The organism is Nocardia sp. CWNU-33, from assembly GCF_046764895.1.
Classification (GTDB): domain Bacteria; phylum Actinomycetota; class Actinomycetes; order Mycobacteriales; family Mycobacteriaceae; genus Nocardia.
In genome coordinates this window covers 220,856-246,203 of sequence record NZ_JBKOQN010000010.1, presented here as the reverse complement: position 1 = coordinate 246,203, position 25,348 = coordinate 220,856, and the positions used below count along the sequence as shown (strand labels likewise).

The window sequence follows — 25,348 nt, the reverse complement described above, 5'->3', positions numbered from 1 at the left end:
CACCCTGTGGGGGAGACAACATCGAAGGAGTTCCCATGATTGCTTTCGCGACAGCCCTGGGCGGGATCGCTGTGATGTCTGCCATGGCGGTGTCGGCCTATCTGGCCGCGCATGCTCCGCGCGCCTTGGTCCGGGTGCGCCAGCGGTCATTCAGCGGCCGGCCTCGATAACGGTCTGCACCCGATTCGCCGCCGCCACGGCGTCTTCGTGTTCCCACACCCGAATCACTTGCCAGCCGGCCGCGGCCAGCGCCGAATCGGTGGCGCGGTCCCTCTCCACATTGCCGAGCAGCTTCTGTGCCCACCATTCCGCATTGTTCTTGGGATCGGTGGCGTGCTGCGGACAGCGATGCCAGAAGCATCCGTCGACGTAAACCGCCACCCGCAGCCGGGGAAACACCAGATCGGCCCGGCGGCGCTGACCTGGTAGCGGCGCGCGATCGACGAAATACCGCAATCCCCTCCGGTGCAGTTCCCGGCGCAGTGCAAGTTCCGGCTTGGTTCCGCTGCGCCGCTGCCGCGCCATACGCGCACTCGTCGCCGCGTCGGTCGGCGGCCGCCGTGCCGAAGCGTCCGCACTCATGCCGCCCAGCCGCCCATCCGATCGAGATGGCTTTCCATATCGGCCAGGAAGCCGGGCGGAAATCGCAGACTGCCCATACCGGTTCTGCGCAGAAATCCGGCGGTCGCGCGCGCGGAAAGCAGCCGGGAATCGGTGAGGAAATTGCCGAGATCCTCATACGGCTCATGCACCGGCCAGGTCGACACCGGCACCCGGTGGGCAACACCGCAGCGACCCCACGCGGCGGTCGGCCACGGCTGGCCGGGTGCCAGCGGCTGATCATCGGGAATCGCACCGAGCGGATCGGCGAGGCGCGCGCCGACCCACTCCGCCATCCGGACATTCACCGCATTGCCGACCAGCTTCCAGCGATGCCCCTGCCGAATACCCGGCGCATCGGTTGCGGGCGCGGTCCAGTCGGAATCGAAGCCCTGCAAGCGTTCTCCGTCGACGATGCCCGGCGTGACCACCTCCCCGGACGGCAGCCGCACCGCGGGCGGGCTTGCGATGCCGAGCGCAGAGCCGCCCTTGATGGTGGGGATCGCGTTCACCGCCCAGCCGAGTCCGCGCACGCCTTCGGTCCAGTAGAAGCCGCACGGATCTCGTTCGGGATCGCCGACGGTCCGCTCGCCCGCGTCGTCGCCGAAAAGAACCTGGCGCGGGTCCTCGGTGCGGGAGGCGAGCATCAGCACCCGCTGCCGACGCTGCGGCAGCCCGAACGCGCGCGCGTCCACCACCCGATAGGCCCAGGTGTATCCGAGCTCCTCGAGCGCCGCGGTGATGTGCCGCATCGCCGCGCCACGACCGAGTTGCAGCATGAACGGCACGTTTTCGATCAGCAGCCAGCGCGGCCCGCGCCTGCGACGCACCAGCCGGAACACCTCATCGACAAGGCCGGACCGTTTACCGGTGATGCCCGCGGTGCGTCCGGCCTGTGAGAGGTCCTGGCAGGGAAAGCCCGCGGCGACGAGTTCGGTGCCTGCGGGGATGGCGCGCAGCGTGGTGATGTCGCTGTGCAACGGCACATCGGGAAAGCGCGCGGCGAGCACAGCCTGGGCGCCCGGCTCGATCTCGCAGAGCAATTCGGTGTCCCAGCCGTGCGTGCCGAGTCCGAGCTCGAGCCCGCCGATACCGGCGAACAGCCCGACCATCCGCCCGCGCGTCACAGTCATCCCTTTCCGCGATCCCACGATGGGCGCTGGTCGGCCGTAGCGATTGCTTGCAGGTCGCTCGAAAGGACCAGCAGCTAATGCGAACCAGCAGCGATTGCTTGCGGCGATTGCGCTCCGTGCTCGCACAGCAGGTTACTCGAGTCGGGATCTCGGTGCAGGCCGCCCACCCGGCCGCGTGTCCAGCACCGAGATCCGGACGCGCGCACCGATAATGCCAATGGGCTATCGGCCGGGTATCGTCATGGCCGTTCGACGGCAGGAGGCGAATCTGCTCCTGGCCACTGCTGACCTTCCGGCGCTCCAGCGTCGACGCGCAGTTCCCGGTTTATCCCAAGTGACGCCAGGAAAGTGAGCGATATGCAGATTCCGTCCACCAAGAATGGGGCCTACCCCAGCGTTGTCGTCACCAGTCTCGCGGCGACCACCTCGATCGCCGGTGATGTCGATTCCACCTGGAAGGGCCTGCTCAATGGGGAGAGCGGCATCGACATCCTCGAGGACGCCTTCATCGAGGATTTCGGTCTCCCTGTCCGTATCGGCGGCCATCTGAAGGTAGCGCCGAGTGCGGTTCTGACCAGGGCCGAGACGCGGTCCATGTCCTATGTGGAGCAGATGGCCATCTGCCTCTGCCGCGAAGTCTGGCGCAATGCGGGCAGCCCGGAGGTGGACAGGGACCGCCTCGGCGTCGCGATCGGCACCGGCCTCGGCGGCGCCGAGGCCATCGTCGACGCCCGCGACAAAATGGAAAACGGTGGCTACCGCAAGGTTTCGCCACTCACCGTGCAGGCGATCATGCCCAACGGCGCTGCCGCCTGCGTCGGCTCGGAGCTCGGTGCCCGAGCCGGTGTCGTGACGCCGGTGTCGGCTTGTTCGTCCGGGTCGGAGGCGATCGCCAACGCGTGGCGGATGATCGTGATGGGCGATGCCGACATGGTTGTCACCGGCGGCGTCGAGGGCTCCATTCAGGCGCTGCCGATCGCAGCATTCACCATGATGCGCGCGATGAGTACACGCAACGACGACCCGAAGTGCGCGTCGCGGCCGTTCGACGTCGATCGCGACGGCTTCGTCTTCGGCGAGGCAGGCGCGATGATGATCGTCGAGACCGAGGAGCACGCCAAAGCGCGCGGCGCGACTATCCACGCGCGGCTGATGGGTGCGGGGATCACCTCCGACGGTTTCCATCTGGTTGCTCCCGACCCCGAGGGTTCCGGCGCAGCGCGTGCGATCACCAGGGCGCTGCAGAGCGCCGGATTGACCAAACACGATGTCGACCACATCAATGCCCACGCGACCGCGACACCGATCGGTGACACCGCCGAGGCGCTCGCGATCAGCAAGGCGATCGGCAACCATGCATCGGTGTACGCGCCGAAATCGGCACTCGGACATTCCATCGGCGCCGTCGGCGCGCTCGAGTCGGTGATCACCGTGCTCTCGGTGCGTGACGCCATCGTCCCGCCGACGCTGAACCTGGAGAATCAGGATCCGGAAGTCGACCTCGACATCGTAAGGGGTCAGGCAAGGGCCGGGCGCATCGAGTACGCCGTGAACAACTCTTTCGGCTTCGGTGGGCACAACGTCGCACTCACTTTCGGCCGGTACTGAGTGACCCGGGGCCACCGGACCTGCTAATCTTCCCGGCGCTCCGGTGTCTGTCTGTGTTCAGTGTCATGGCTTAGTGCGTGCGTTGGAAAAGGATAAGGCGATGATCGGCGAAACCTTCGACGACTATTTGGACGAGCAGGGCAATATCAAGATCTTGGGTGACAAGACCTTGATCGACTTCGTCGACAAGCACAGCGCGGAGAACGGTGACGGACTCGCGTACCGCTTTATCGACTACTCGCGAGAACGCGATGGTGAGTACCTGGAACTGACCTGGCGCGAGTTCGGTGTCCGGCTGCGGGCGGTCGCGGCTCGACTTCAGCAGGTGTCGCAGCCGGGTGATCGGGTGGCGATCCTTGCCCCGCAGGGCCTCGACTACGTCGTGGCGATCTTCGCGGCTGTCTACGCGGGCAATATCGCGGTGCCGCTGTTCGACCCCGAAGAGCAGGGTCACACCGATCGCCTACACGCGGTGCTCGGTGACTGCGCGCCCGCGGCGATTCTGACGGTCGGATCCGCTGCGGCGGGGGTGCGGAACCTCTTCCGGCATCTGCCCGCGGGGCAGCGTCCGCGCTTCATCGCCGTCGACGCGGTCCCCGACAGCGTCGGCGCGGCGTGGGTGCGGCCGAAGATCAATATCGACAGTGTCGCCTATCTGCAGTACACCTCGGGGTCGACGCGGACGCCTGCGGGTGTGGCGATCACCCACCGCTCGGTCGGCACGAACCTGCTGCAGATGATCGATGCCATCGGCGTCACCGAGAACTCGCGCGGCGTCACCTGGCTGCCGCTGTTCCACGACATGGGTCTGCTGTGCGTAATCCTGCCGACCATCGGCGGCGGCTTCATCACGATCATGTCGCCGAGCGCGTTCGTGCGTCGACCCTATCGCTGGATCAAGGAATTGGCTGCCGCCTCCGACGGTGCGGGGACCTTCGCCGCCGCACCGAATTTCGCGTTCGAGCATGCCGCGGCCCGGGGCAAGCCGAAGCCGGGCGAGGAGCTGGATCTGTCCAACGTGATCGGCTTGATCAACGGCAGTGAGCCGGTATCGGTGTCGTCGATGAAGAAGTTCAACGAGGCGTTCGGGCCATACGGTCTGCCGAAAACCGCCATCAAGCCGTGCTATGGCATGGCGGAGGCAACGCTGTTCGTCTCGGCGACCAAGGCCGAGGACGAGGCCAAGGTGGTCTATGTGGATCGTGGCGAGCTCAACGGCGGACGCATGGTCGAGGTCGAGCCGGGCACCGACAACGCGATCGCCCAGGTTTCGTGCGGCTACGTCGCGTTGTCGCAGTGGGCGGTGATCGTCGATCCGGAGTCCGGCATCGAGCGCGCCGACGGCGAGGTCGGCGAGATCTGGCTGCACGGCGAGAATATGGGCATCGGTTATTGGGGTCACCCGGAGGAATCCGTCGCGACTTTCCAGAACAGGCTCACCAAGCGGCTACCCGGCGGCAGTCATGCCCAGGGCACCGCATCGGACGCGAAGTGGATGCGCACCGGCGATTTCGGTGCCTACTTCGACGGCGAGCTGTTCATCACCGGCCGGGTCAAGGATCTGGTGATCGTCGACGGCCGCAACCACTACCCGCAGGATCTGGAGTTCTCGGCGCAGGAATCCAGCACCGCGCTGCGCCCGGGATTTGTCGCGGCGTTCTCGGTGCCTGCGAACGAGTTGCCCGCGTTGGTGTTCGAGCAGGGCAGTCGCTCCGGTCTGAACTACGACGCCGAGGACACCTCCGAGCAGTTGGTCATCGTCGCCGAGCGTGGGTCCGGCGCGGGCAAGCTGGACCCGCTGCCGGTCGGGGACATCGTGCGTGTGGCGATCGCGCAACGGCACGGCGTCACCGTCCGCGACGTACTGCTGGTGCCCGCGGGTTCCATCCCGCGCACCTCGAGCGGCAAGATCGCCCGCCGCGCCTGCCGGGCCGCCTATCTCGAGGGCACCCTGCGCGGCGGATATCAGCAGCAGGCCTTCCCGGACGCGCCGGACGATCAGCAGGCCGTGTGAGAAACCACCGCTACAACCGGGTTTCGTCGGTGTAGTCGAATTCGCGGACCTCGGCGCCCAGGATCTGGGCGTCGAGTTCGCCTTCGGTGCCGGCGCCGCGGAACCGGTCGAGCGCGGTCCGGGTGGACCAGCGCTCGTAGACGTTGACCCGATCCGGTTCGACCAGATCGGCGCCGAGGCTGAAATCCAGGCAGCCCTCGGTCGCGCGGGCGAGCTCGACGACCTCGCGGCAGCTCCCGAGATACTTCTCCCGGTCGGTGACGCGCAGGTAGCCGGCGACGAGGATCACTTCCGGAGTCTATGCCCGGCGGGTACAGCTCGTGCTTACTTGACCTCGAGATAACTCGAGGTTGTTGGCTGTGGACATGACTGCGGTGCCGACCTGCCCGAGCGCGATTTCCCTTGCAGATACCGATGCGCCGGTCGCTGACCAGCCGGAAAATCGGTTGGCCGGAGCGCGCGTCGATGCGACGCTGGATTGTCGGACCCCGATGCGAACATCATGGGAGGGTCCGTTCGCGACACCGCCGATCCACGGACCACGAGGGGGAGCCTTGTCTGTCATGCTCGAACGGCCGTCGGCCGAACCGGAGGCCGATAGACCGGAGCGGCTCGATGCCGCCGCGCCTGGACGTTTGCATTCGCTGCGTCGGTTTCTGCCCTACCTCCGGCCGTATCGCGCCGCACTGATCGGGGCGACGGCACTTGCCGTAGTCGCCACCCTGACCGCGATCGTGATCCCGCTGCTGATCGCGCGCATCATCGATGGCCCGATTGCCCATCGCGATTTCTCCGGTGCGGTCCTGCCGGTGCTCGCGGTGCTGACACTCGGCCTGCTGGAGGCACTCGGCGTGTGGGGACGCCGATGGCTGGTTTCCAAACCCGCGACGCATTTCGAAATCACGATGCGCGCCAAGATCTTCCGCAAGCTGCAGTCGCTGGCGATCGGACGCCACGACGCCTGGGAATCGGGACAGCTGCTCTCCCGCGCGATCGATGATCTGGCCACGCTGCGCCGGTTCGTCGCGTTCGCAGGCCCGTTCCTGGTGCTGCACTTCGTCATCATTCCGGTCGGCCTGCTCGTGTTGTGTGCGCTGAGCTGGCAGATCGGGTTGATCTTCGGGATCATCTCGATCCCGCTGGTGTACATCTGCACGCGGTTCGTGCGGCGCTACGAGGTGGCGTCGCGCCGCTCGCAGGACCAGTCCGGCGATCTGGCGACAACGGCCGAGGAGTCTGCGCAGGGCGTCCGGGTGTTGAAAGCGTTCGGCCGCGGCGTGTTCTTCGGCGGGCGCTTCACCGCACAGTCGCGCGAACTGCAGCAGACCGAAATGCTCAAGGTCCGGTTGGACGCGACACTGTGGTCGGCGATGATGAGCCTGCCGCAGCTAGCGATCGCCTTCGCGCTCGGCTACGGCGGCTACGCCGTCGCGCACGGCACGATGACGCTCGGCACCTTGGTTGCGGCCATCACGCTGTCGACGTTCCTGCAGTGGCCGATCATCTGGACCGGATTCCTGCTTGCCGAGCTCAACGATTCGCGCACCGCGGCGGACCGGTACTGGGAGATCATCGACACTCCGGTCGACATCACCGATCCGGCCGACCCGGTAGAGCTGCCTGCGCACATCGCGGGCGAGCTGACCTTGGACGGTGTGCGGTTCGCCTTCCCCGACGCGAAAGGGGAGGTGCTGCACGATGTCTCGCTGAAGGTGCGCCCCGGTGAAACGGTGGCGCTCGTCGGCGCGACGGGCAGCGGAAAAACCGCGCTGCTCAACCTGATTCCGCGGCTCTACGACGTCTCCGACGGTGTCATCACCATCGACGGCATCGATATCTCTGCGATGCGGGTGTCGGATCTGCGGTCGCTGGTCTCGGTGGCATTCGAGGATCCGGTGCTGTTCTCGGCGAGCGTGCGGGAGAACGTCGCGCTCGGTGACCCCGAGGCCACCGATGTGGATGTGCGCCGCGCGCTCGACATCGCCCAGGCCGCGGAGTTCGTGGATGACCTGCCGTGGGGGCTCGACACCAGGATCGGTGAGCAAGGGCTCAGCCTCTCCGGCGGTCAACGTCAGCGGCTCGCGCTGGCTCGTGCGGTGCTCGGCCCTGTCAGCGACAACGTACAGACCACTCGACATGGTCGGCAGGGCGTGGGTGATCGGACCCGGATCATGGTGCTCGACGACCCGCTGTCAGCACTCGACGTGGAAACCGAAGAGCGCGTGCAGGAACGGCTGCGCACCGTGTTGGCGGGAGCGACCACGCTGCTCGTCGCGCATCGGCCGTCCACGGCGGCGCTGGCCGACCGGGTCGCGGTGCTCGCCGACGGCCGGATCGTCGCCGAAGGTTCGCACGATCAATTACTGAAGACCAACAGCCGTTATCGCGAGCTGATGGGAGGTGAATCATGACGACGGAAGCGGAGGCGACCACGCCGCGCGAGGCCGAACCGGCCACCCGGGATTCGGTCGCCGATTGGCGCGGCATCGCCAGCGAGGACAAAGAGGTCACCCAGACCGGAAACCTGGTGCTGGCCGGTCGATCCCGGCGACTGCTGCTCGACCTGGTCCGGCCGTACCGCAAGATCGCGGTGCTCGCCATGGTGCTGATCGTGGTGGACAACGCCGCGATGGTTTCGGCGCCGCTGTTCATCGCGCACGGTCTCGACACCGGGATCGCCGAAGGAGCCAGGGGCAACTGGACTCCGTTGGCGCTCACCGTCGTCGGTTACCTCGGCACGGTCGGCCTCGGCGTGCTCACCACGTTCTTCTTCCTGCGGGTTTCCGGCAATCTTAGTCAGAGCGTGCTGTTCGACCTGCGGGTCCGCTCGTTCGAGCACATGCAGCGGCTCAGCGTCGCCTTCCACGAGAAGTACACCTCGGGCAAGGTTGTCGCCCGGTTGACCGGCGATATCGAGACACTCCAGGAACTGCTGGAGAGCGCGCTGAATCAGGCACTGAGCGCAATCCTTTCGGTGCTCACCATCGCGGTCCTGCTGGTCTATCTCGATCAGACACTCGCCGCGATCGTGCTCGTCGGTTTCGTCCCACTGGTGCTCGTCACCCGCTGGGCGCAGCGCAGGCAGCGTGCGGGCTATCGACGTACGCGCGGCGCCATCGCGAAGGTCGTCGTGCAGTTCGTCGAGTCGATGGGCGGCATCCGCGCCGTGCAGACCTTCCGGCGCGAACAGCGCAACGAATCAGTACTGGCACTGGAGGATTCGGAGTATCGGCAGGCCACCACCGCCGCCATGCGCGGCATGGGCGACTACGCCGGACTCACCCGGCTGCTCGGCAACCTGACCACCGTGATCGTCATCGTGGTCGGTGCGTGGCGGGTGATCGAGGGTGACCTCGCGGTCGGTGTCCTCGCCGCGTACCTGCTGTACCTCAATGAGTTCTACGGTCCGCTCGACGAACTGGCCCAGGTCTTCAACTCCTATCAGTCCGCGGCGGCGGCGCTGGAGAAGATCTCCGGTGTGCTGGAGGAGGAGCCGTCGGTGCCGGAACCGACCGAGCCGACATCGCTCGGTAAGGCCCGGGGCGCGGTCCGGATGGATCGCGTGTGGTTCGGATACGACTCCAGTGCGAACCGGCCCGCGGAGACCGGTACGAAGCAGCAGGTCGACGGCGGTGTGAATGCACTGCCCGACGATGCCGAGCCGCTGCCCGAGGTGGGCACAGCCGTGTCCGCGATGGGGGACGAGGCCACAAAGACGTTGCAGCCCAACGGTATAACGCTCGACAAGGCATCGAAGCCGGAAGGCGGGACCCGCACTGTGCTGCCGGAGTTCACCTTGGACATCCCGGCGGGCCAGGTGATGGCCCTGGTCGGCGCGACCGGTGCGGGCAAGTCGACGCTGGCCAAGTTGCTGACACGTTTCTACGATCCGTCCGGTGGCACGGTGACCCTGGACGGCATCGACCTGCGCAAGCTGACCGATGTCGACCTGCGGCGCAATGTTGTGATGGTGACCCAGGAGTCGTACCTGTTCTCCGGATCGGTGGCAGACAACATCCGGCTCGGCAGACCCGACGCCACCGACGAGGAGGTGTACGCGGCGGCCCGCGCGATCGGACTGTACGACTTCGTGCAGGCGTTGCCCGAGGGTTTCGACACCGACGTGCGCAAGCGTGGCGGCAGGCTCTCGGCGGGCCAGCGGCAGTTGGTGTCATTCGCGAGGGTGTTCCTAGCGGATCCCGCGGTGATCGTGCTGGACGAGGCCACTTCGAGCCTGGACATCCCGAGCGAGCGGCTGGTCCAGCAGGCACTGGAAACGGTGCTGCGCGACCGCACCGCGGTGATCATCGCGCACCGGCTCTCCACTGTCGCCATCGCCGACCGGGTGCTGGTGCTGGAATCCGGCAGGATCGTCGAGGACGGCACCCCCGAAGCCCTGATCGGGGGCACCGGACGGTTCGCCGGTCTGCATGCGGCCTGGCGCGAGTCGCTGGTGTGACGCGGGGGCAGACGGCTGCGTCCCTTACGGTAGATACGTGACGAACCCAGCCTCTGGCCCTGACAGCCAACCGGCATCGCGGTGGCCGGCGATTCTCACCTGGCGTGCGCACAACGCAGTGCGGATGGAGTCGGTGCGCGTGACGCTCAACGGCAACCGCATCCGCGCCGCGGGCCGGATGATCGGTGGCGCCTGCGCGGACCATCCCCCCTTCAGCGCCTCCTACGATCTGGTCACCGACGAGAACGGCGTCACCAAGCGGCTGTCGCTGCGCAGCACCACTGCGGCGGGGGAGCGGCACGCGTCCATCGCACGCGATGAAGAGAACTACTGGCTGGTGGATGCGGGTGGCAGCCACGTGCGCTCCACCTTCGCGGGTGCGCTCGACGTGGATGTGGTGCTGAGTCCGTTCTTCAACACCTTGCCGATCCGCCGCTTCGGCTTGCAGCACGCAGTCGGCGATGTCCAGGTGCCGGTCGTCTACGTCCGCCTCCCCGACCTGCTCGTCCAGGAAGCCAGCCTCACCTACAGCAGCGGCACGGACGGGATCAGCGTCCTGTCGCCGGTTTCCAGCGCCACTGTCACCGTCGACGCCGACGGCTTCCTGCTGGACTACCCCGGCCTGGCCGAGCGAATTTGACGGCAGCCCGCCTGTCGGTGACCCATGACCAGCAGCACGGTTGATCGCCCCCACCAGGCCCGGTCCACTCGTGGACGACTGTCGGCGCGGACGCCTTTCCCCTCGGCGCTAATGCTGCGCATCGAGCCGAAGCTGCCTGCGTAGGTCGAGCCTCGATCAACATCGCATCGGCCGAACATTCGGCCCATCAATCCAGCTGAACCGATGACGCCGTGCTGGATTCTGCACGCAACATCCTGTGCCTCAACCAGCATCGCGATCGGCCTGGTGACCGATCATCAGTCCAGACTGGTGATAACGCCGCCGCGCCGACCAGCTTCGCGCAACTGCCCCAGCCAGTCCTGCTCGCCAGGGTGGACACCGGTGATCTCCCAGCGTTGCGCCGTTTCGTAGCGCTGCCGTGCCGCGAACCCGGCGTCGACGAGATCCGCAAGCGATCCTGTCTCGCGCAGGCTGTCGCGGGCGGCGGCGAGCACCGTGAGCGTGTCGTCCAACGTGGCGAGCAGCGCCGCGGAATTCGGTTCACAGATCGCGCGCACCAGGCCCGGCGCGGTCCCCGCCACTCTGGTGCCATCGCGGAACGAGCCCGCCGCGAGCCCGAGCGCCAGCTCCCCGCCGCCGTCACCCGCGATCGCGAGCGCCTCGGCCAGCACATGTGGCAGGTGCGAAATCCGGGCGACGGCGCTGTCGTGCTCGTCCGCGACAACCGGCACGACCACCGAACCGCAGGCCAGCGCCAGCCGCACCACGCGCGTCCACGGTTCCGGGGGCGTGCCCTCGTCGACGCCGACCGCCCACGCCGCGCCTCGGAACAGACCCGGATCAGTGGCGGCCCAGCCGGATTCGGAGGTGCCCGCCATCGGATGCCCGCCCACATAGCGCGTTGACAGTCCGTGTTTGTGTACGGCCGCCGCCACCGGAGCCTTCACGCTCACCACATCGGTGAGCGTGCACCTGGGCGCGAAGGCGGAAACCTCTGTGAGTATGTGGTCGACCGCGGGCATCGGCACCGCGACGACGATCGTCGCGTCGGTGTCCGCGGCCCTGGTCAACACGCCGAGCAGATCGCCGGTGACATCGAATCCGTCGGCGCGTGCGGCCTGCGCACCCGGCTCCGATCGGTTGTATCCCCAGGCGTCGAAGCCCGCGCCGGCAGCGGCGCGGAGCAGGGAACCACCGATCAAGCCCGTCCCGAGGACGCACACGGGTGCTTTCTGGTCACGAGTCACCGGAACAGATTCGCATACGACTTCAACATTTCGGCTCGAGCCGACTACCGTTGCGGCCATGGCAGCACAGCGCTCGGGCACGAACAGGGCGGCGTCGGATGATTACGACGACGTAGAAGGGTTCGCAGTGGCCGTTGTCCGCGAAGAAGGACAATGGCGGTGTAGTCCGCTGAGTTCGGCTGCACTCACCGATCTGTCCGCGGCGGAGAACGAGCTCAAGGCATTGCGCAGTTCAGGCGCGGTGTTCGGACTACTCGACATCGACGACGAGTTCTTCATCGTGCTCCGGCCCGCACCCAGCGGCACCCGCATGCTGGTCTCGGACGCGACCGCCGCGATCGACTACGACATCGCCGCCGATGTGCTCGAGGCTCTCAATGTCGAAATCCCGGATATCGACCCCGACGAACTCGACGACATCGAGCCATGGGAGGAAGGCGACCTCGGCGTCCTCGCCGATCTCGGCCTGCCCGAACCTGTGCTCAGCGTGATCCTCGCCGAGACCGACCTGTACCCGGATGAACAGCTCGGCATGATCGCCCAGCGGCTCGGCTTCGCCAACGAGCTGTCGGCCGTGCTGGACAAGCTGCCGCGCTAACAGTGTGTCGGCCGACGTGGGCTTGCTGAGAGACGGTCTGTCCGACTCCGACATGGTGCGCGCCGCGATCGCCGCCGCCGGCGACGCGGGTGTCCGCGACGTGCCGGTGGGCGCCGTCGTGTTCGATTCGGCAGGCCGCGAGCTCGCCCGCGCGGCCAATGCGCGCGAAGCCCTCGGCGACCCGACCGCACACGCGGAAATCCTCGCCCTGCGCCGCGCCGCCGAGGTGCACGGTGATGGGTGGCGACTCGAGGGCGTCACCCTCGCGGTCACCCTGGAACCGTGCACCATGTGCGCGGGCGCACTAGTCCTCGCCCGCGTCGCCCGCGTCGTATTCGGCGCATGGGAACCCAAAACCGGCGCCGTCGGCTCACTCTGGGATGTAGTCCGCGACCGCCGCCTCAATCACCGCCCCGAGGTGCGCGGCGGAGTGCTCGAGCAGGAATGCGTGGCACTGCTCGAGGCGTTCTTCCGAACTCAGCGTTGAGCTCAGTGCCGCCGACTTCGCAGCCGACGCAGTATCCGCCTCGCCTGACACGGCTCCCGACGCGGTCGAGGAGATCGCGACCCGACGACACACAAAGTCCCCTGAAACGGTCGAACGGATGTGGGACCACCTAGCGCCGCTGTACGGCAAGAGCGAACCCGTCGACCTCATCCACAGCGCCATGCAGTCATGGCGCCGGCCCTCCATTCCCCGCCTCTACAGGCGATTTATCGATCCGGCGGCCGTCCGGTATGGTTGTCGGCGGTGGCGTGTCCGAGCGGCCTAAGGAGCACGCCTCGAAAGCGTGTGAGGGGTAACCCCCCTCCGAGGGTTCAAATCCCTCCGCCACCGCCAAAGCCCTTCACCTGTTCACGCAGGTGAAGGGCTATTTTCTTCTCTGTAGTAGGGGATTTCGGATCCCCTCCACCACCGCTCGGGCCTCTCATCTTTTTGCACAGGTGGCTATTTTCTTCTCCACAGGCTGTAGCATTCTGTACACCATGTAGCAGTTTGGGTAGCCTGGGGGTATGAAAACGATCCAGCAACGCGACCTCCGCAACGACAGCGGCAAGGTCCTCGCTGCTGTCGAAGCCGGCGAGAGCTTCACCATCACCCGTAATGGCAAACCTGTCGCCGAACTCAAGCCCCTGACACGGCGAACCTTCGTGCCCATCGGCGAACTCGCCAGCACCAGCGCCCACGTGCCGCGTATCGACTACAACGAGTGGCGTGCCGACATGGATGCGATGATCGACCAGGAGATCCCTGGCCGTGAATGAGCCCACCATCCCCCGGCACGTGCTGCTCGACACATCGGTCCTTATCGATTTCCCCGAGGTGCAATCAGCGCTGCCCGATGAAGCGGAAGCCGCCATCAGCGCGATAAGTCTTGCCGAACTCGCCGCGGGACTGCACTCCACCAAAGATCCGATGAAACAAGCCCAACGCCAACTCCAGTTTCAGTGGGTCGCGAAATCGTTCAACCCGCTCGCGTTCGATGCCGAGACGGCCAACGTGTATGGGTCGTTGGCGTTTCTCCTCGAGCAGATCGGGCGTAAACCCCGAGGACGAGTGGCCGACCTCCAGATAGCAGCTACAGCAGTTCAGTACAGCTTGCCGCTGTACACCCGCAACCCAGACGGCTTCAAGGGGCTCGGACCGCTGCTGAACGTCGTCGCGGTATAGACGGGCGCAGGGCAGCGGACGGCCACGAAATGCAACGCGGCCTGATGTTGGTGCGCGCTGGGGACAAGCCTGAAGGTGAGCTGGCACATGCGGCTCTCGATGCGCTGCCACCTGGATGTTGATGGACGAGATCGCTCGCTGATCCGATGCAGGTGCCGACATGTCCACACATCACGTGGATATGCCGCCGGCCGCCACACGGGCTAACGGGCAGGGTAGTGCTGGTCCAGCCACTCAGCGAAGGTTGGTCCGGCGAGGATCGCGTCGGGCCCGGGGAGTAGGGCGCCGTTTGCTTGGAGTTCGTGGTTGGGGTCTTCGAGGTCGGTGATTTCTTCGACTCGGGAGGGGGTGCCACGGCGGGCGGCGAGCCGGGATGTGGCGGCGGCGAGGTTGAGCTCTTCCGGGCCGGCTATTTCGATGGTCGTGGTGGGAGCCGTTTCGTCGGTGGCGAGTTCGGCCAGTTTTTCGGCGACGGTGCGGGCGGCGACGAGTCGGGTGCGGGTTGCGGGGACGTACGCGACATCGTCGCGGGTGGTCCAGTCCAGCATCATCTCGGTGAACTCGTGGAACTGCGCGGCACGCAGGATCTGTACGGGCACCGGGCCTTCGTTGAGGGTGCGTTCCTGCACGAGCTTTCCGGCGTAGTGACCGGCGGTGAACGGGTCGATGCCGATGATCGAGACCAGGACGATTCGGGTGACGCCGGCCTCGGCCGCTGCTTGTTGCAGGTTTCGGGCGGTGGTGCCGAAGAAGTCTGTCACCGCGTCGGTTTCTGCGGTCGGTGCGTTCACCGCGTCGACGATGACCTGCACACCGGTCAGCGCCTCGGCGAGACCTTCCGCGGTGTAGACGTCGACGCCGGTGGAGCGGGCTATTGCGACTACCTCGTGGCCCTGATTCTCCAGCACATCGACCACCTCGCGGCCGATCCGCCCGCTTGCTCCGGCTACTGCGATCTTCATCGTCTGCTCCTTTATCAGTCTTCTGAGGAACAGACGAAACGTAGCGCCGGAGTGTGACATCGGCATCGATGCGCACGTTGTGCGGCGTTTCTCCGGTCGTGCGGTCCGCTCCACCGCGTGCGGGGCTACGGGGACTCGGAGGGCCACGTGGCTGTCGGCCGGAGGATGAGTCGAAATCCGGCGGAGGCCCCTGGGTGATCTTCGAATTCGCGGGTATACGCGCAGTAGATGAGTGCAGGAAGGACGCGATGACAGTGCGCCGCCGAAGAGTCCGCGTGGGAACCATGCGCGGCAGATATATGAGTGAGAGTTATATGAGAATTGGCAGTCTGCTGGTCCTGATCTGGTTGGTGATCGGTGTGATCGCCGCGGGTCAGCGCCACTATTTCGACAGCAGCCCGGTGAACTGCGCCGGGTTCGGCACCATCGCCGTCACCGTGATCGCCGGTCCACTCAACTATATGGGTGTGAATCCGAAGATCTCGGATTGCAATGTGCCGCAACCTAGTCCGTAGCAGTTAGGGCAGTGTCGGCCGGTTGGTCCTCCGTTCGCGGTGGTCCACCGCAACAGTGCGGCCCGAGGGCGCGGCGCGCAAACATCGGCGAACAAGTGGGCGGGTTGCGCTCTTACGCGGATAATCGGCACACGTGCGGGTATCCGCTCGAGAGGAAGCGCGGGACCGATGCCAGGCAGGATGCGTCGTGGCACGGCCCGTGCCGCGACGATGCGCAGGTGAAACATGAAACGGGGCACTGCTCTTGTCCTGATCTGGCTGGTCATCGGCGTGATCGCGGCGGGTCAGCGTAACTATTTCGACAGCGGTCCGATCAACTGCGCCGGGTTCGGCTCGATCGCATTGACCGTGCTCGTCGGCCCGCTCAACTACATGGGCGTGAACCCTAAGGTTGCGGACTGCAATGTCCCGCAACCGAGTTCATAGCCGCTTTGTCCCGAGGGCACCGGACTCGCCCTGTTCCGGCGAGCATAGAGCGCTTGCTCGCCGGAACAGGGTGCGATAGACGATGCCGTCCTACGCCGCGACGATCTCTCGATGCGACTGCGACTGCGACTGCGACTGCGACTGCGACTGCGACTGCGACTGCGACTGCGACTGCGACTGCGACTGCGACTGCGACTGCGACTGCGACTGCGACTGCGACTGCGACTGCGACTGCGACTGCGACGGTTGGGTTTTCGGCTCACCGGTGAGGCGGGCAGCCCCTGCTGCCGCGGCAATCACCAGGCCGACTCCGATCCATTGCGTGAGGTGCAGCCCCTCACCGAGCAACAGCAGCCCCACCCCGGCCGCGACCGCAGGCTCCAAACTCATCAGCACCCCGAACGTCGAAGCCGTGATTCGGCGCAGCGCCTGCAGCTCGATGGCGTGCGGGACCAAAGAAGACAGCACGGCGATACCGACAACACCGAGCAGCACTATCGGGTCGAACAGTGCCGAGCTTGCGTCGGCCGCGACCAGGGGCAGCGCCAGAATCGCGCCGAAGCCCAATGCCCAGGCCAGTCCGTCATGACCCGAGGTGTGTTCGCCGACCACCTTGCTGAACACGATGTAGCTGCCCCAGCCCGCAGCCGCGAGCAGCGCGAACAGCACGCCGGTCCAGGACATGGGCCCACCGGTTTTCATCAGAAGCAGCACGCCGCCGCCGGCTAGCAGTGCCCACAGTAGGTCGCGGCCGCGGCGGGAGGCTGCGACCGCGACGCCGAGTGGCCCCAGGAAATCGATAGTGACCGCGATGCCGAGCGGAATGCGATCGATCGCCGCGTAGAAGAACGAATTCATCACGGCCACAGACACTCCGAGCCCGATGATGCCGGGCAGTGCGTGCCGTTCGATGCGCAGCGACGGCCGCCACAGCGCCATCGCGATGATGCCTGCCATCAGCAGCCGTAGGGCTGCGGTCGGGCCGGTGCCGAGGATTTCGAACAGCTGCTTGGCGATGATTGCGCCGAATTGGATGCTGAGCATGGCGGCGAGGATGAGGACGGGTGCACTGCCGAACATGGAAGCTGTTCTGCCAGTGTGTGATTGCGGCAATGCAACGGCGGGTGGGATTTCTTTGACCGGGCCGATAACCAACGGGTGACTCCATTCTGCGGACGCGCGCCTACGCCACCGGTGCGTGCCGGTGGTGCGCGGTCGGATCTCGTATTCGGTTGTGCGGGAGGGAGATTGGACATATCCGTGGAGATGGGCGCGCGCTGGTAGCGCGCGGGATCATCCAGGCGTTTCGCATTCGGTATCAGCACGAATGGGCTGGGGATGTCCGGGATTCGAGTGGGAGGGTCCGTCAGGCGACGGACGTCGACGTAGTACAGGCCGGTGGCCGAGTGGTGCGGAGCGGGTTCGCCATCGGCGGCATTGCCTTCACGAGCGAAAGATAGGTGCTCTAAGTGGCAGGCAAAAGACTGGTCGGTTGATTAAAAGCGTGGAGCATGTGACGGATTGTATCGCAGATTGTGTTGCCTCGCGCGGGGAGTGATCGGCGTAAACGGGGGTACCCACGGTAGACGCGAGTGCAGAAAGAAGGCGATGACAATGCGCGAGCGAACGATCGACCCACGACCGGTACACCGCAGAGGTACTGGGCTGCTGAGCACACTGCTTCTGGTCTGGTTGGCCATCGGCCTTATCGCCGCAGGTCAGCGCCACTATTTCGATAGCGGCCCGCTCAGTTGCGCAGGCTGGGGCACCATTGCCGTCACCGCCCTCGCAGGCCCACTCAACTACGCGGGTTTGAACCCCACGGTCACCGACTGCCTGTTGCCCCAACCCAGCCAGTAGGTGCCGCCGACACGAGCGCGCCCCCAACCGATCGGATGGGGTCGCGGGAGTCTCGTCGTACCTATCCGGAAGCGGCCGGTACCTCAGCCCGCACAAGATCAAAGCTGGACGGAAAGCACTCGGCCCCGCACCCAGGTTCCTGGGTGCGGGGCCGAGCGGTTGTTTCAGGGGCGGTCGGCTCAGCCGACCAGGACCGGCTCCTTGTCCACCCCGACGGACTGCTGCTGCAGTTCACGCAGCTTCGAGCCCTCGACGTCGATGTCGGGCAGGATCCGGTCGAGCCACTTCGGCATCCACCAGGACCACTTGCCCATCAGCACCAGCAGCGACGGGATCAGAATCATTCGGACGATGAACGCGTCGAGCAGCACACCCACCGCGAGCGCGAAGCCGAACGACTTCGCCGTGGCATCGGATTCCAGCAGGAACGAGCCGAACACCGAGATCATGATGACCGCGGCCGCGGTGACCACGCGGGCACCGTGGTGGTAGCCGCTGACCATCGCGTCCTTGGGGGACTTGCCGTGCACGAACTCCTCGCGCATCCGGGTCACCAAGAACACCTGGTAGTCCATGGCGAGGCCGAACACAAGACCGATCAACATGATGGGCAGGAAGCTGATGATCGGGTGCGGGTCGTCGATCAGCCCGAACTTGCCCTCCTGGAAGATCAGCACCGTCGCACCGAAGGTCGCCGCCATGGAGAGCAGGAACCCGAGCGCGGCCGTCAGCGGCACCAGGATCGAGCGGAACACCAGGATCAGCAGCAGGAACGCAGCGCCCGCGACGATTGCGAGATACGGCACGATCTTGCCGAGTAGCACATGGTCGACGTCGGCGAAGATCGCGGTGGTGCCGGTGATGCCGTATTCCATGCCGTACTCGGATTTCAGCGATCCCTCGGCGTCGCGAGCGTCGCTGACCAGATCCTTGGTGGCCTGATTGTTCGGGCCCGACTTCGGCACCCCGTTGAGCAGTGCACCGGCCTTGTCCTCGCCGCTCCACTGCGGCTCGGTCACGTAGTCCATGCCGGAGTAGGACGCGAGCTTGTTGCGCAGTGCGTTGACCGCATCCACGCGGCGGTCGGCAGGCACGTTGGTGAGGTCGGCGGCGACGTTCAGCACGCCGTTGCTGCCTTCCCCGAAGCCCTCGGTGCGCAGCTCGTACGCCTTTCGGACAGTCGAGGTTTTCGGCATGCTGTCATCGCCGGGCAGGCCGAGGTTCAGGCCGGCCGCGGGCGCGGCGAGCAGGCCGAGGACGACGACGCTGAGGAGCAGCGTGACGGCGGGTGCCTTGCCGATGAGCCTGCCGAAGCGCTGGCCGTTGCTGATCGAGGTGTCGTCTTCCGGATCGTGCTTGGCGACGAACGGCAGCTTGGGCTTGAACAGGAACCGGCCGAACGCGCCGAGCAGTGCCGGCATCAGCGTGATGGCGGTCAGCACCGCGAACGCGGCGGCGATCGCGCCACCCAGACCCATGAAGGTGAGGAACTCGACGCCGACGATGCTCAAACCGCCGAGCGCGATGATCACGGTGAGACCCGCGAACACCACCGCAGAGCCTGCGGTGCCGAGCGCAGTGCCTGCGGCCTCTTCCGGCGAATCCTGTACCGCCAGTTCATGTTTGTATCTGGAGACGATGAAAAGCGCGTAGTCGATCGACAGCGCGATACCGATCATCGAGGCGAGGAAGGTGGTGAAGCTCGGAACCTCGATCACCGAGGTGCCGAGGAAAATCAGCGAGGTGGCCGCGCCGAGGCCGACGATCGCGGTGATGATCGGGACGAAGGCGGCGACGATGGCACCGAACGCGACGATCATGACAATGAGCGCGATGCCCATGCCGATCTGCTCGGACTTGCCGCTCGGCCCCTCTTGCTTCGTCGCGATCGAGCCGCTCATCTCGACGGTGAGTCCGGCGTTGCGCGCGTCATCGGCCACGTTGTAGGCCGCGGTGCGCTGCTCGTCGGTGACGTCGGTGAACTTCTTGATCGAGAACGGCACGCTCATGAACGCGACCGAATCGGGCGCGGTCTTGCTCAGCACATTCAGCGGAGCGCCGCTGCACTGCGACGGATCGGGGTTGGCCAGGCAGCCCATCTTCTCGGCCGCTTCGATCGGGTTCGCGACCGGCTTGCTGTGGTCGACGATATCCAGGCCGCTGAGCTTGGCGATGAACGCGTCCACTGCCGCACGGTTGGCCGGGTCGGTCAGCTTCTGCCCGGCGGGCGCGCCGATCACATACGTTCCGGTGACGGCGTCGAACTTGAAGGCGTCGGAGGCGCCGGGAAAGTGCTTGTCGAGGATGTCATTTGCGCGCGCGGACGGTAGCTGCGGCATGCTGAAGTCGTTGCTCATCGGCTCCTTCAGCTGCGCCCCGAGGCCGCCGAGGAGGACGAAGAGGATGAGCCAGACCGGAAGCACTATCCATTTCCGGCGGAAAGCGAACTTTCCCCATCTATACAGATAAACGGACACGAGGGATTCTCCTAGCGATGACTGGGGGCGTGCTGGTTCTCGGCCTGTAGACAACGCTCGCGGGGTGCCCTGCCGCCCCCGCCTCCACTGACGCTTTCTGCCTACCGTGCGGTAGGTAGACTACCTATTGCCTAAGCGGAGGTACAACCTCAATTTTGATGGCAACGTTAGCTCAGCGCACGAGTGATGAGAGGATCAGCCAATGGCAGTCCGTGCCGCGTCCGACACCGTTACCGCAGGTGGAGGGACTAAAATTGCGATTCGCGACGCTGCGGTGCGGCTGTTCGGAGCCAAAGGATTCGAGCAGACGAGCCTGCGCGAGGTCGCAGATGCGGTAGGAATCACAAAGGCATCCCTCTACTATCACTACGCTTCGAAGCTCGATTTGCTCCTCGCGATCGTCGATCCGATCGTCGATCACATGCGCGCGGTCGTCGAAGACATCGACGCGGTGCCACACAATGCGGAGGGCGTGCGCGCCGTGCTGCGCACCTATCTGCGCGGCATGATTCGCAACCGCGACGCCGGGGCGCTGTGCGTGCGCGACACCGTGGCGATCATCAACGCCATGGCCGACCGGTACCCCGACATGATGGATTCGAATCAACGCCTGCGCTCCTGGCTGGCCGGGCCGGACGCGGACGACGAGGCGATGCTGCGCGCCTGCGCGGCGTTGGAAGTGCTCGGGGTGGCCTTGCTATCCAAGGAGTTCGTGCCGGGCGCCGCCGACTCCCTGCTGGAATCGACACTGCTGGACGCGGCCACCTGTGTATTGACTGCTTGCGGTACCGCGTAGATTCGACCAGGTCATCGGAGAGTTCAGGGAGTTGGTGCTGTGCACATCACCGCGAAGGTCGATTACGCGGTGCGGACCTTGCTCGAGATCGCCCGCGCGCCGCGGGTGAGCCAGGCCCAGCGGGCGGCCGTCCCGGCTCTCGATGCGACCCCGCTCGCGCAGGCAGGACCGGTGGTCGCGGCGGCCGCTGTGGTCAAGGCCGATGTCATCGCGACCGCGCAGCGCATTCCACCGAAGGTGCTGGAAACCGTCCTCGCCGAGCTGCGCAGGGCCGATCTGGTGATCAGCAGGCGCGGCCCCGACGGCGGCTACTGGCTGGCCCGCCCGGCCGCCGAGATCTCCATCGCCGACGTGATCAGGGCCATCGAGGGCCCGCTCGCATCGGTGCGTGGTGAGCGTCCGGAAGATGTGAACTATCCGGGCGCGGCCGAGCCGTTGCAGCGGGTGTGGATCGCGCTGCGGGTGAATATTCGCGCGGTGCTGGAAAATGTCTCTATCGAGGACATCGCGCAGGACGAGCTGCCCGGATTCGTCGAGGCACTGACCGAGGACTCCGGCGCGTGGGCGCGCAGGTAAAGCGCACGGAGGCGGTACATTCCCGCAGGTCGATAATCACTGCGACCTGCCTCCCTGTTTGCAGGTAGCCTGCCAAGCATCATGTTGATCAGATTGCTGCGTACATTTCTATCTCCCTACCGGGCGCAATTGACGGGGGTCGTTGTCCTGCAACTGATCTCCGTCATCGCGATGTTGTACCTGCCCAGTCTGAACGCCGATCTGATCGACAACGGTGTCACCAAAGGTGATATCGGCTACATCTGGACCACCGGGCTATGGATGCTCGCGGTGAGCTGTGTGCAGATTGTCGCGTCCGCGTTTTCGGTCTATCTCGGCGCGCAGGCCGCGATGGCCGCGGGGCGAGATCTGCGTGGCGCCGTGCTGCACCGGGTCGGCACTTTCTCCGCCCGCGAGGTCGGGATGTTCGGTGCGCCGTCGCTGATCACCCGCACCACCAACGATGTGCAGCAGGTTCAGCTGCTCATCGTGATGTCCGCGACCATCCTGGTGATGGCGCCGATCATGTGTGTCGGCGGCGTGGTGATGGCGCTGCGCGAGGACCTCGGCCTGTCCTGGCTGCTGCTTATCGCGGTGCCCGCACTCGCCATCTCGATGGGCTTCATCGTCGCGCGGATGGTGCCCGGCTTCCGCGCCATGCAGACCAAGATCGACGAGGTGAACCGGGTACTGCGCGAGCAGATCACCGGTATCCGCGTGGTGCGCGCGTTCGTCAGGGAGCGGCAGGAGACCTGGCGCTTCGGCGTCGCCAACACCGAGCTGACCGACACCGCGCTGCATGTCGGCAGGCTGGCGGCGCTGATGTTCCCGCTGGTGATGCTGATCAGCAATGTCACCGCCGTAGCGGTGATCTGGTTCGGCGGCCACGCGATCGACGCGGGGACCATGCAGATCGGTTCGCTCACCGCGATGCTGTCCTACATCATGCAGATCCTGATGGCCGTCATGATGGCCTCGTTCCTCGCCATGATGGCGCCGCGCGCCGCGGTCTCGGCCGACCGGATCGGTGCGGTGCTGGAGACCGAATCCTCGGTATTGCCGCCGCGACTGCCGCAGCAGTTCAAGGGTGACCCCGGATCGATCGACATCGCGTTCGCCGAGTTCGCCTTTCCCGGCGCCGAGAAGCCGGTGCTGCGCGCCATCAAATTCACGGTGGCACCCGGCACAACCACCGCGATCGTCGGATCCACCGGTGCGGGCAAGACGACCCTGCTCAATCTGATTCCCCGGCTGATCGACGTGACCGACGGCGCGGTCTACGTCGGTGCGACCGATGTCCGTCACATCGACCTCGAACTGCTGCGTCAGCAGATCGGCCTGGTACCGCAAAAGGCGTACCTGTTCTCCGGGACGATCGCCAGCAATCTCCGTTACGGCAATCCGGACGCTACCGACGAGGACCTGTGGCGGGCCCTGGAAATCGCGCAGGCCGACGACTTCGTGCGGGATATGCCCTTGGGGCTGGAGGCGCCGGTCGCCCAGGGCGGCACCACCGTCTCGGGTGGTCAACGGCAGCGTCTCGCCATCGCCAGAGCGCTGGTGAAAAAGCCGCGGATCTACCTGTTCGACGATTCGTTCTCCGCGCTGGACGTCGCCACCGATGCCAGGCTGCGCGAAGCGCTCCGGCCGGAGACCAGGGACGCATCGGTAATCATTGTGGCGCAACGGATTTCCACGATCCGCGACGCCGACCAGATCGTAGTGCTCGAGGACGGTGCAATGGCCGGGATCGGCACCCACGAACAGTTGATGCGTGACTGTCCGGAATATCAGGAAATCGTCGCGTCGCAGCTCAGCGCGGAGGAGGTGCGATGAGGCCAGGAATGCCGAATCCCGGTGCGCCGGATGCCAAGGCGAAGTCCTTCAAGCCGTCGTTGCAACGGCTGCTCGCCCGCCTTGCCCCGGAACGGGTGTACGTCGTGGTGATCGTGCTGCTCGTCATCACCGCGGTGGTGCTCAATACGCTCGGTCCGTACATCATGGGCAAGGCGACCAACCTGGTCTTCGACGGTGTGGTCGGCAAGCAGCTGCCCGAGGGCATCAGCAAAGACCAGGCGGTCGAGTCGCTGCGGGCCAAGGGGGACAACACCTTTGCCGACATGCTCGGCGCGATGGACGTCACCCCCGGTGTCGGCGTCGACTTCGACGCCGTCGGCAAGGTGCTGATCCTGGTGCTGCTGCTCTACATCGGCGCGGCGGTGTTCGGCTGGTTGCAGGGCTTCCTGCTCAACATCGTCATCAACCGCACGGTGAAGCGGCTGCGCAGCGATGTCGAGGACAAGCTGCATCGACTTCCCTTGAGCTACTTCGATTCCGCGCCGCGCGGCGATGTGCTCAGCCGGGTCACCAATGACGTCGACAATGTCTCGACGAGCCTGCAGCAGACCATGAGTCAGCTGCTGACCTCGGTGTTCTCGGTGCTCGGCATCCTGATCATGATGTTCTGGATCTCGCCGCTGCTCGCGGTGATCGCGTTGCTCACCGTCCCGGCGGCCATCGTCGTCACCGCGCAGATCGCCAAACGATCCAAGCCGCACTTCGTGAACCAGTGGAAGTACACCGGCATGGTGAACGCCCAGGTCGAGGAGGCCTTCACCGGCCACGAGATCGTCACGGCGTTCGGTCGCAGCCGCGAGGTCGGCGCCGAGTTCGACAAGCGCAACGACGACCTCTTCGACGCGAGCTTCAAGGCGCAGTTCATCTCCGGACTGATCATGCCTGCCATCATGTTTCTCGGGAACGTGAACTTCGTGCTGGTGGCGCTGGTCGGCGGTCTTCGAGTGGCGACGGGCAACATCTCCCTCGGTGAGGTGCAGGCGTTCATCCAGTACTCCCGGCAGTTCAGCCAGCCGCTGACCCAGATCGGCGCGATGGCCAACCTGTTGCAGTCTGGCGTGGCCTCGGCCGAACGGATCTTCGAGATCCTCGACGCCGACGAGCAATCGCCGGACCCGGTGATGGACAACGCCCGTCCGGTCGATCGCGGCCGAGTGGAGTTCGAGGCCGTCTCGTTCCGCTACGAACCGGAGACCCCGATCATCGAACGGCTGTCGCTGGTCGCCGAGCCGGGACACGTGGTTGCCATCGTCGGCCCGACCGGCGCAGGCAAGACCACGCTGGTGAACCTATTGATGCGGTTCTACGAACTGGACGCCGGCACCATCACGATCGACGACGTCGACATCACCGAGATCACCCGCGACCACCTGCGTGCCCGCATCGGCATGGTGCTGCAGGACACCTGGCTGTTCAAGGGCACCATTCGGGAGAACATCGCCTACGGCAATCCGAATGCGAGCGAGGAGGATATTCTCGCCGCCGCCCGCGCCGCCTACGTCGACCGCTTCGTGCACGCGTTGCCGCATGGCTACGACACGGTGATCGACGAGGAGGGTTCGGGGGTGAGTGCGGGCGAGAAGCAGCTCATCACCATTGCTCGCGCCTTCCTGGCGAAGCCGTCCATCCTGGTGCTCGACGAGGCGACCAGCTCGGTGGACACCCGCACCGAGTCGCTCGTGCAGCACGCAACCGCCGCGCTGCGCCGCGACCGCACCAGCTTCGTCATCGCGCACCGCTTGTCCACCATTCGCGATGCCGACCTGATCGTCGTCATGGAGGCGGGCCGCATCGTCGAACACGGCACCCATGAGCGTCTACTCGAAGAGCGCGGCGCCTACTACCGCCTCTACAACGCCCAGTTCGCAGCGGCCGCCGCCGATGCGTGACCGCCACTGCGTGTGATGTGCCGGACGTGGGGTGCCTCGCCGGTAGTCCTCGCGGACC

23 protein-coding genes and 1 tRNA gene are annotated in these 25,348 nt (G+C 65.8%); 17 read left to right on the top strand and 7 right to left on the bottom strand.

All coding sequences use genetic code 11. The annotated features are described in order from the left end of the window. Positions 1 to 150 precede the first annotated feature (150 nt). Together ACLMAL_RS16720 and ACLMAL_RS16715 are read right to left on the bottom strand one after the other, a co-directional pair. Positions 151 to 582: a very short patch repair endonuclease gene (locus ACLMAL_RS16720; protein ID WP_411999880.1), complete on the bottom strand. Its 432-nt coding sequence runs from the start codon at positions 580 to 582 to the stop codon at positions 151 to 153. After that, positions 579 to 1,733 (bottom strand): DNA (cytosine-5-)-methyltransferase, encoded by a 1,155-nt coding sequence (locus tag ACLMAL_RS16715; RefSeq protein ID WP_328408126.1) that lies wholly within the window; start codon positions 1,731 to 1,733, stop codon positions 579 to 581. The genes ACLMAL_RS16720 and ACLMAL_RS16715 overlap by 4 nt, the downstream gene beginning before the upstream one ends. A 357-nt stretch (positions 1,734 to 2,090) precedes the next feature. Here ACLMAL_RS16715 and ACLMAL_RS16710 point away from each other — a divergent pair, with 357 nt between their 5' ends. Together ACLMAL_RS16710 and fadD32 are read left to right on the top strand one after the other, a co-directional pair. Then, a complete protein-coding gene (locus ACLMAL_RS16710; RefSeq protein WP_411999879.1) occupies positions 2,091 to 3,341 on the top strand; it encodes a KasA/KasB family beta-ketoacyl-ACP synthase in 1,251 nt (416 codons plus the stop codon). Between the two features lie 100 nt (positions 3,342 to 3,441). Then, positions 3,442 to 5,355 (top strand): long-chain-fatty-acid--AMP ligase FadD32, encoded by a 1,914-nt coding sequence (fadD32, locus tag ACLMAL_RS16705; RefSeq protein WP_411999878.1) that lies wholly within the window; start codon positions 3,442 to 3,444, stop codon positions 5,353 to 5,355. 10 nt (positions 5,356 to 5,365) lie between these two features. Here fadD32 and ACLMAL_RS16700 read toward each other — a convergent pair whose 3' ends face one another. Next, entirely contained in the window at positions 5,366 to 5,644 is a 279-nt protein-coding gene (locus tag ACLMAL_RS16700; protein WP_411999877.1) for a putative quinol monooxygenase, read from the bottom strand. Between the two features lie 274 nt (positions 5,645 to 5,918). On the opposite strand from ACLMAL_RS16700, the gene ACLMAL_RS16695 reads away from it, so the two are divergent. Genes ACLMAL_RS16695 through ACLMAL_RS16685 form a run of 3 tightly spaced genes read left to right on the top strand, consistent with a single transcriptional unit; the run spans position 5,919 to position 10,454 of the window. Further along, positions 5,919 to 7,766: an ABC transporter ATP-binding protein gene (locus tag ACLMAL_RS16695; RefSeq protein ID WP_411999876.1), complete on the top strand. Its 1,848-nt coding sequence runs from the start codon at positions 5,919 to 5,921 to the stop codon at positions 7,764 to 7,766. Further along, positions 7,763 to 9,814 (top strand): ABC transporter ATP-binding protein, encoded by a 2,052-nt coding sequence (locus ACLMAL_RS16690; RefSeq protein ID WP_411999875.1) that lies wholly within the window; start codon positions 7,763 to 7,765, stop codon positions 9,812 to 9,814. The genes ACLMAL_RS16695 and ACLMAL_RS16690 overlap by 4 nt, the downstream gene beginning before the upstream one ends. A gap of 37 nt (positions 9,815 to 9,851) precedes the next feature. Then, on the top strand, positions 9,852 to 10,454 hold the full coding sequence (locus tag ACLMAL_RS16685; protein ID WP_411999874.1) for a putative glycolipid-binding domain-containing protein: 603 nt from the start codon (positions 9,852 to 9,854) through the stop codon (positions 10,452 to 10,454). Between the two features lie 278 nt (positions 10,455 to 10,732). Here ACLMAL_RS16685 and ACLMAL_RS16680 read toward each other — a convergent pair whose 3' ends face one another. Beyond that, positions 10,733 to 11,683, bottom strand: a complete 951-nt coding sequence (locus ACLMAL_RS16680) for a prephenate dehydrogenase (RefSeq protein WP_411999873.1) — start codon at positions 11,681 to 11,683, stop codon at positions 10,733 to 10,735. A 58-nt stretch (positions 11,684 to 11,741) separates the two neighbouring features. On the opposite strand from ACLMAL_RS16680, the gene ACLMAL_RS16675 reads away from it, so the two are divergent. The 5 genes from ACLMAL_RS16675 to ACLMAL_RS16655 all read left to right on the top strand — a co-directional run bounded on the left by ACLMAL_RS16675 (position 11,742) and on the right by ACLMAL_RS16655 (position 13,953). Beyond that, a complete protein-coding gene (locus tag ACLMAL_RS16675; protein WP_328408135.1) occupies positions 11,742 to 12,281 on the top strand; it encodes a tRNA adenosine deaminase-associated protein in 540 nt (179 codons plus the stop codon). A 52-nt stretch (positions 12,282 to 12,333) separates the two neighbouring features. Further along, positions 12,334 to 12,768, top strand: coding sequence for a nucleoside deaminase (locus tag ACLMAL_RS16670; protein WP_411999928.1), 435 nt, complete (start codon positions 12,334 to 12,336; stop codon positions 12,766 to 12,768). Between the two features lie 263 nt (positions 12,769 to 13,031). Beyond that, positions 13,032 to 13,122: transfer RNA gene (locus ACLMAL_RS16665), tRNA-Ser, on the top strand. A 173-nt stretch (positions 13,123 to 13,295) separates the two neighbouring features. Further along, complete coding sequence (locus ACLMAL_RS16660) at positions 13,296 to 13,547, top strand: type II toxin-antitoxin system Phd/YefM family antitoxin (RefSeq protein WP_411999872.1); 252 nt, start codon at positions 13,296 to 13,298, stop codon at positions 13,545 to 13,547. After that, the gene (locus ACLMAL_RS16655) at positions 13,540 to 13,953 is read left to right on the top strand and encodes a type II toxin-antitoxin system VapC family toxin (RefSeq protein WP_411999871.1); all 414 of its coding nucleotides are present in this window, start codon (positions 13,540 to 13,542) and stop codon (positions 13,951 to 13,953) included. Before ACLMAL_RS16660 ends, ACLMAL_RS16655 begins: the two co-directional genes overlap by 8 nt. A gap of 203 nt (positions 13,954 to 14,156) precedes the next feature. On the opposite strand, the gene ACLMAL_RS16650 is transcribed toward ACLMAL_RS16655, so the two are convergent. Beyond that, complete coding sequence (locus tag ACLMAL_RS16650) at positions 14,157 to 14,915, bottom strand: SDR family oxidoreductase (protein WP_411999870.1); 759 nt, start codon at positions 14,913 to 14,915, stop codon at positions 14,157 to 14,159. Between the two features lie 314 nt (positions 14,916 to 15,229). On the opposite strand from ACLMAL_RS16650, the gene ACLMAL_RS16645 reads away from it, so the two are divergent. Beyond that, positions 15,230 to 15,430, top strand: coding sequence for a hypothetical protein (locus tag ACLMAL_RS16645; RefSeq protein WP_411999869.1), 201 nt, complete (start codon positions 15,230 to 15,232; stop codon positions 15,428 to 15,430). Positions 15,431 to 15,655: 225 nt separating this feature from the next. Further along, positions 15,656 to 15,856, top strand: a complete 201-nt coding sequence (locus ACLMAL_RS16640; protein WP_328408144.1) for a hypothetical protein — start codon at positions 15,656 to 15,658, stop codon at positions 15,854 to 15,856. Positions 15,857 to 15,946: 90 nt separating this feature from the next. Here ACLMAL_RS16640 and ACLMAL_RS16635 read toward each other — a convergent pair whose 3' ends face one another. Continuing rightward, positions 15,947 to 16,936, bottom strand: coding sequence for an EamA family transporter (locus ACLMAL_RS16635; RefSeq protein ID WP_411999868.1), 990 nt, complete (start codon positions 16,934 to 16,936; stop codon positions 15,947 to 15,949). A gap of 534 nt (positions 16,937 to 17,470) precedes the next feature. On the opposite strand from ACLMAL_RS16635, the gene ACLMAL_RS16630 reads away from it, so the two are divergent. Beyond that, entirely contained in the window at positions 17,471 to 17,716 is a 246-nt protein-coding gene (locus ACLMAL_RS16630; protein WP_328408148.1) for a hypothetical protein, read from the top strand. Between the two features lie 179 nt (positions 17,717 to 17,895). Here the strand turns inward: ACLMAL_RS16630 and ACLMAL_RS16625 are convergent, their stop codons facing one another. Next, the gene (locus ACLMAL_RS16625; protein ID WP_411999867.1) at positions 17,896 to 20,193 is read right to left on the bottom strand and encodes an MMPL family transporter; all 2,298 of its coding nucleotides are present in this window, start codon (positions 20,191 to 20,193) and stop codon (positions 17,896 to 17,898) included. 202 nt (positions 20,194 to 20,395) lie between these two features. Between ACLMAL_RS16625 and ACLMAL_RS16620 the strand changes: the two genes are divergently transcribed. The 4 genes from ACLMAL_RS16620 to ACLMAL_RS16605 all read left to right on the top strand — a co-directional run bounded on the left by ACLMAL_RS16620 (position 20,396) and on the right by ACLMAL_RS16605 (position 25,290). Beyond that, on the top strand, positions 20,396 to 20,989 hold the full coding sequence (locus tag ACLMAL_RS16620) for a helix-turn-helix domain-containing protein (RefSeq protein WP_328408152.1): 594 nt from the start codon (positions 20,396 to 20,398) through the stop codon (positions 20,987 to 20,989). A 39-nt stretch (positions 20,990 to 21,028) separates the two neighbouring features. After that, a complete protein-coding gene (locus tag ACLMAL_RS16615) occupies positions 21,029 to 21,565 on the top strand; it encodes an RrF2 family transcriptional regulator (RefSeq protein ID WP_411999866.1) in 537 nt (178 codons plus the stop codon). Between the two features lie 81 nt (positions 21,566 to 21,646). Then, on the top strand, positions 21,647 to 23,380 hold the full coding sequence (locus tag ACLMAL_RS16610; protein WP_328408156.1) for an ABC transporter ATP-binding protein: 1,734 nt from the start codon (positions 21,647 to 21,649) through the stop codon (positions 23,378 to 23,380). Then, positions 23,377 to 25,290 carry an ABC transporter ATP-binding protein gene (locus tag ACLMAL_RS16605; protein WP_411999865.1) on the top strand — a complete coding sequence of 638 codons (1,914 nt, stop codon included), beginning with the start codon at positions 23,377 to 23,379 and terminating at the stop codon, positions 25,288 to 25,290. The genes ACLMAL_RS16610 and ACLMAL_RS16605 overlap by 4 nt, the downstream gene beginning before the upstream one ends. The last annotated feature ends 58 nt before the right edge of the window (positions 25,291 to 25,348 follow it).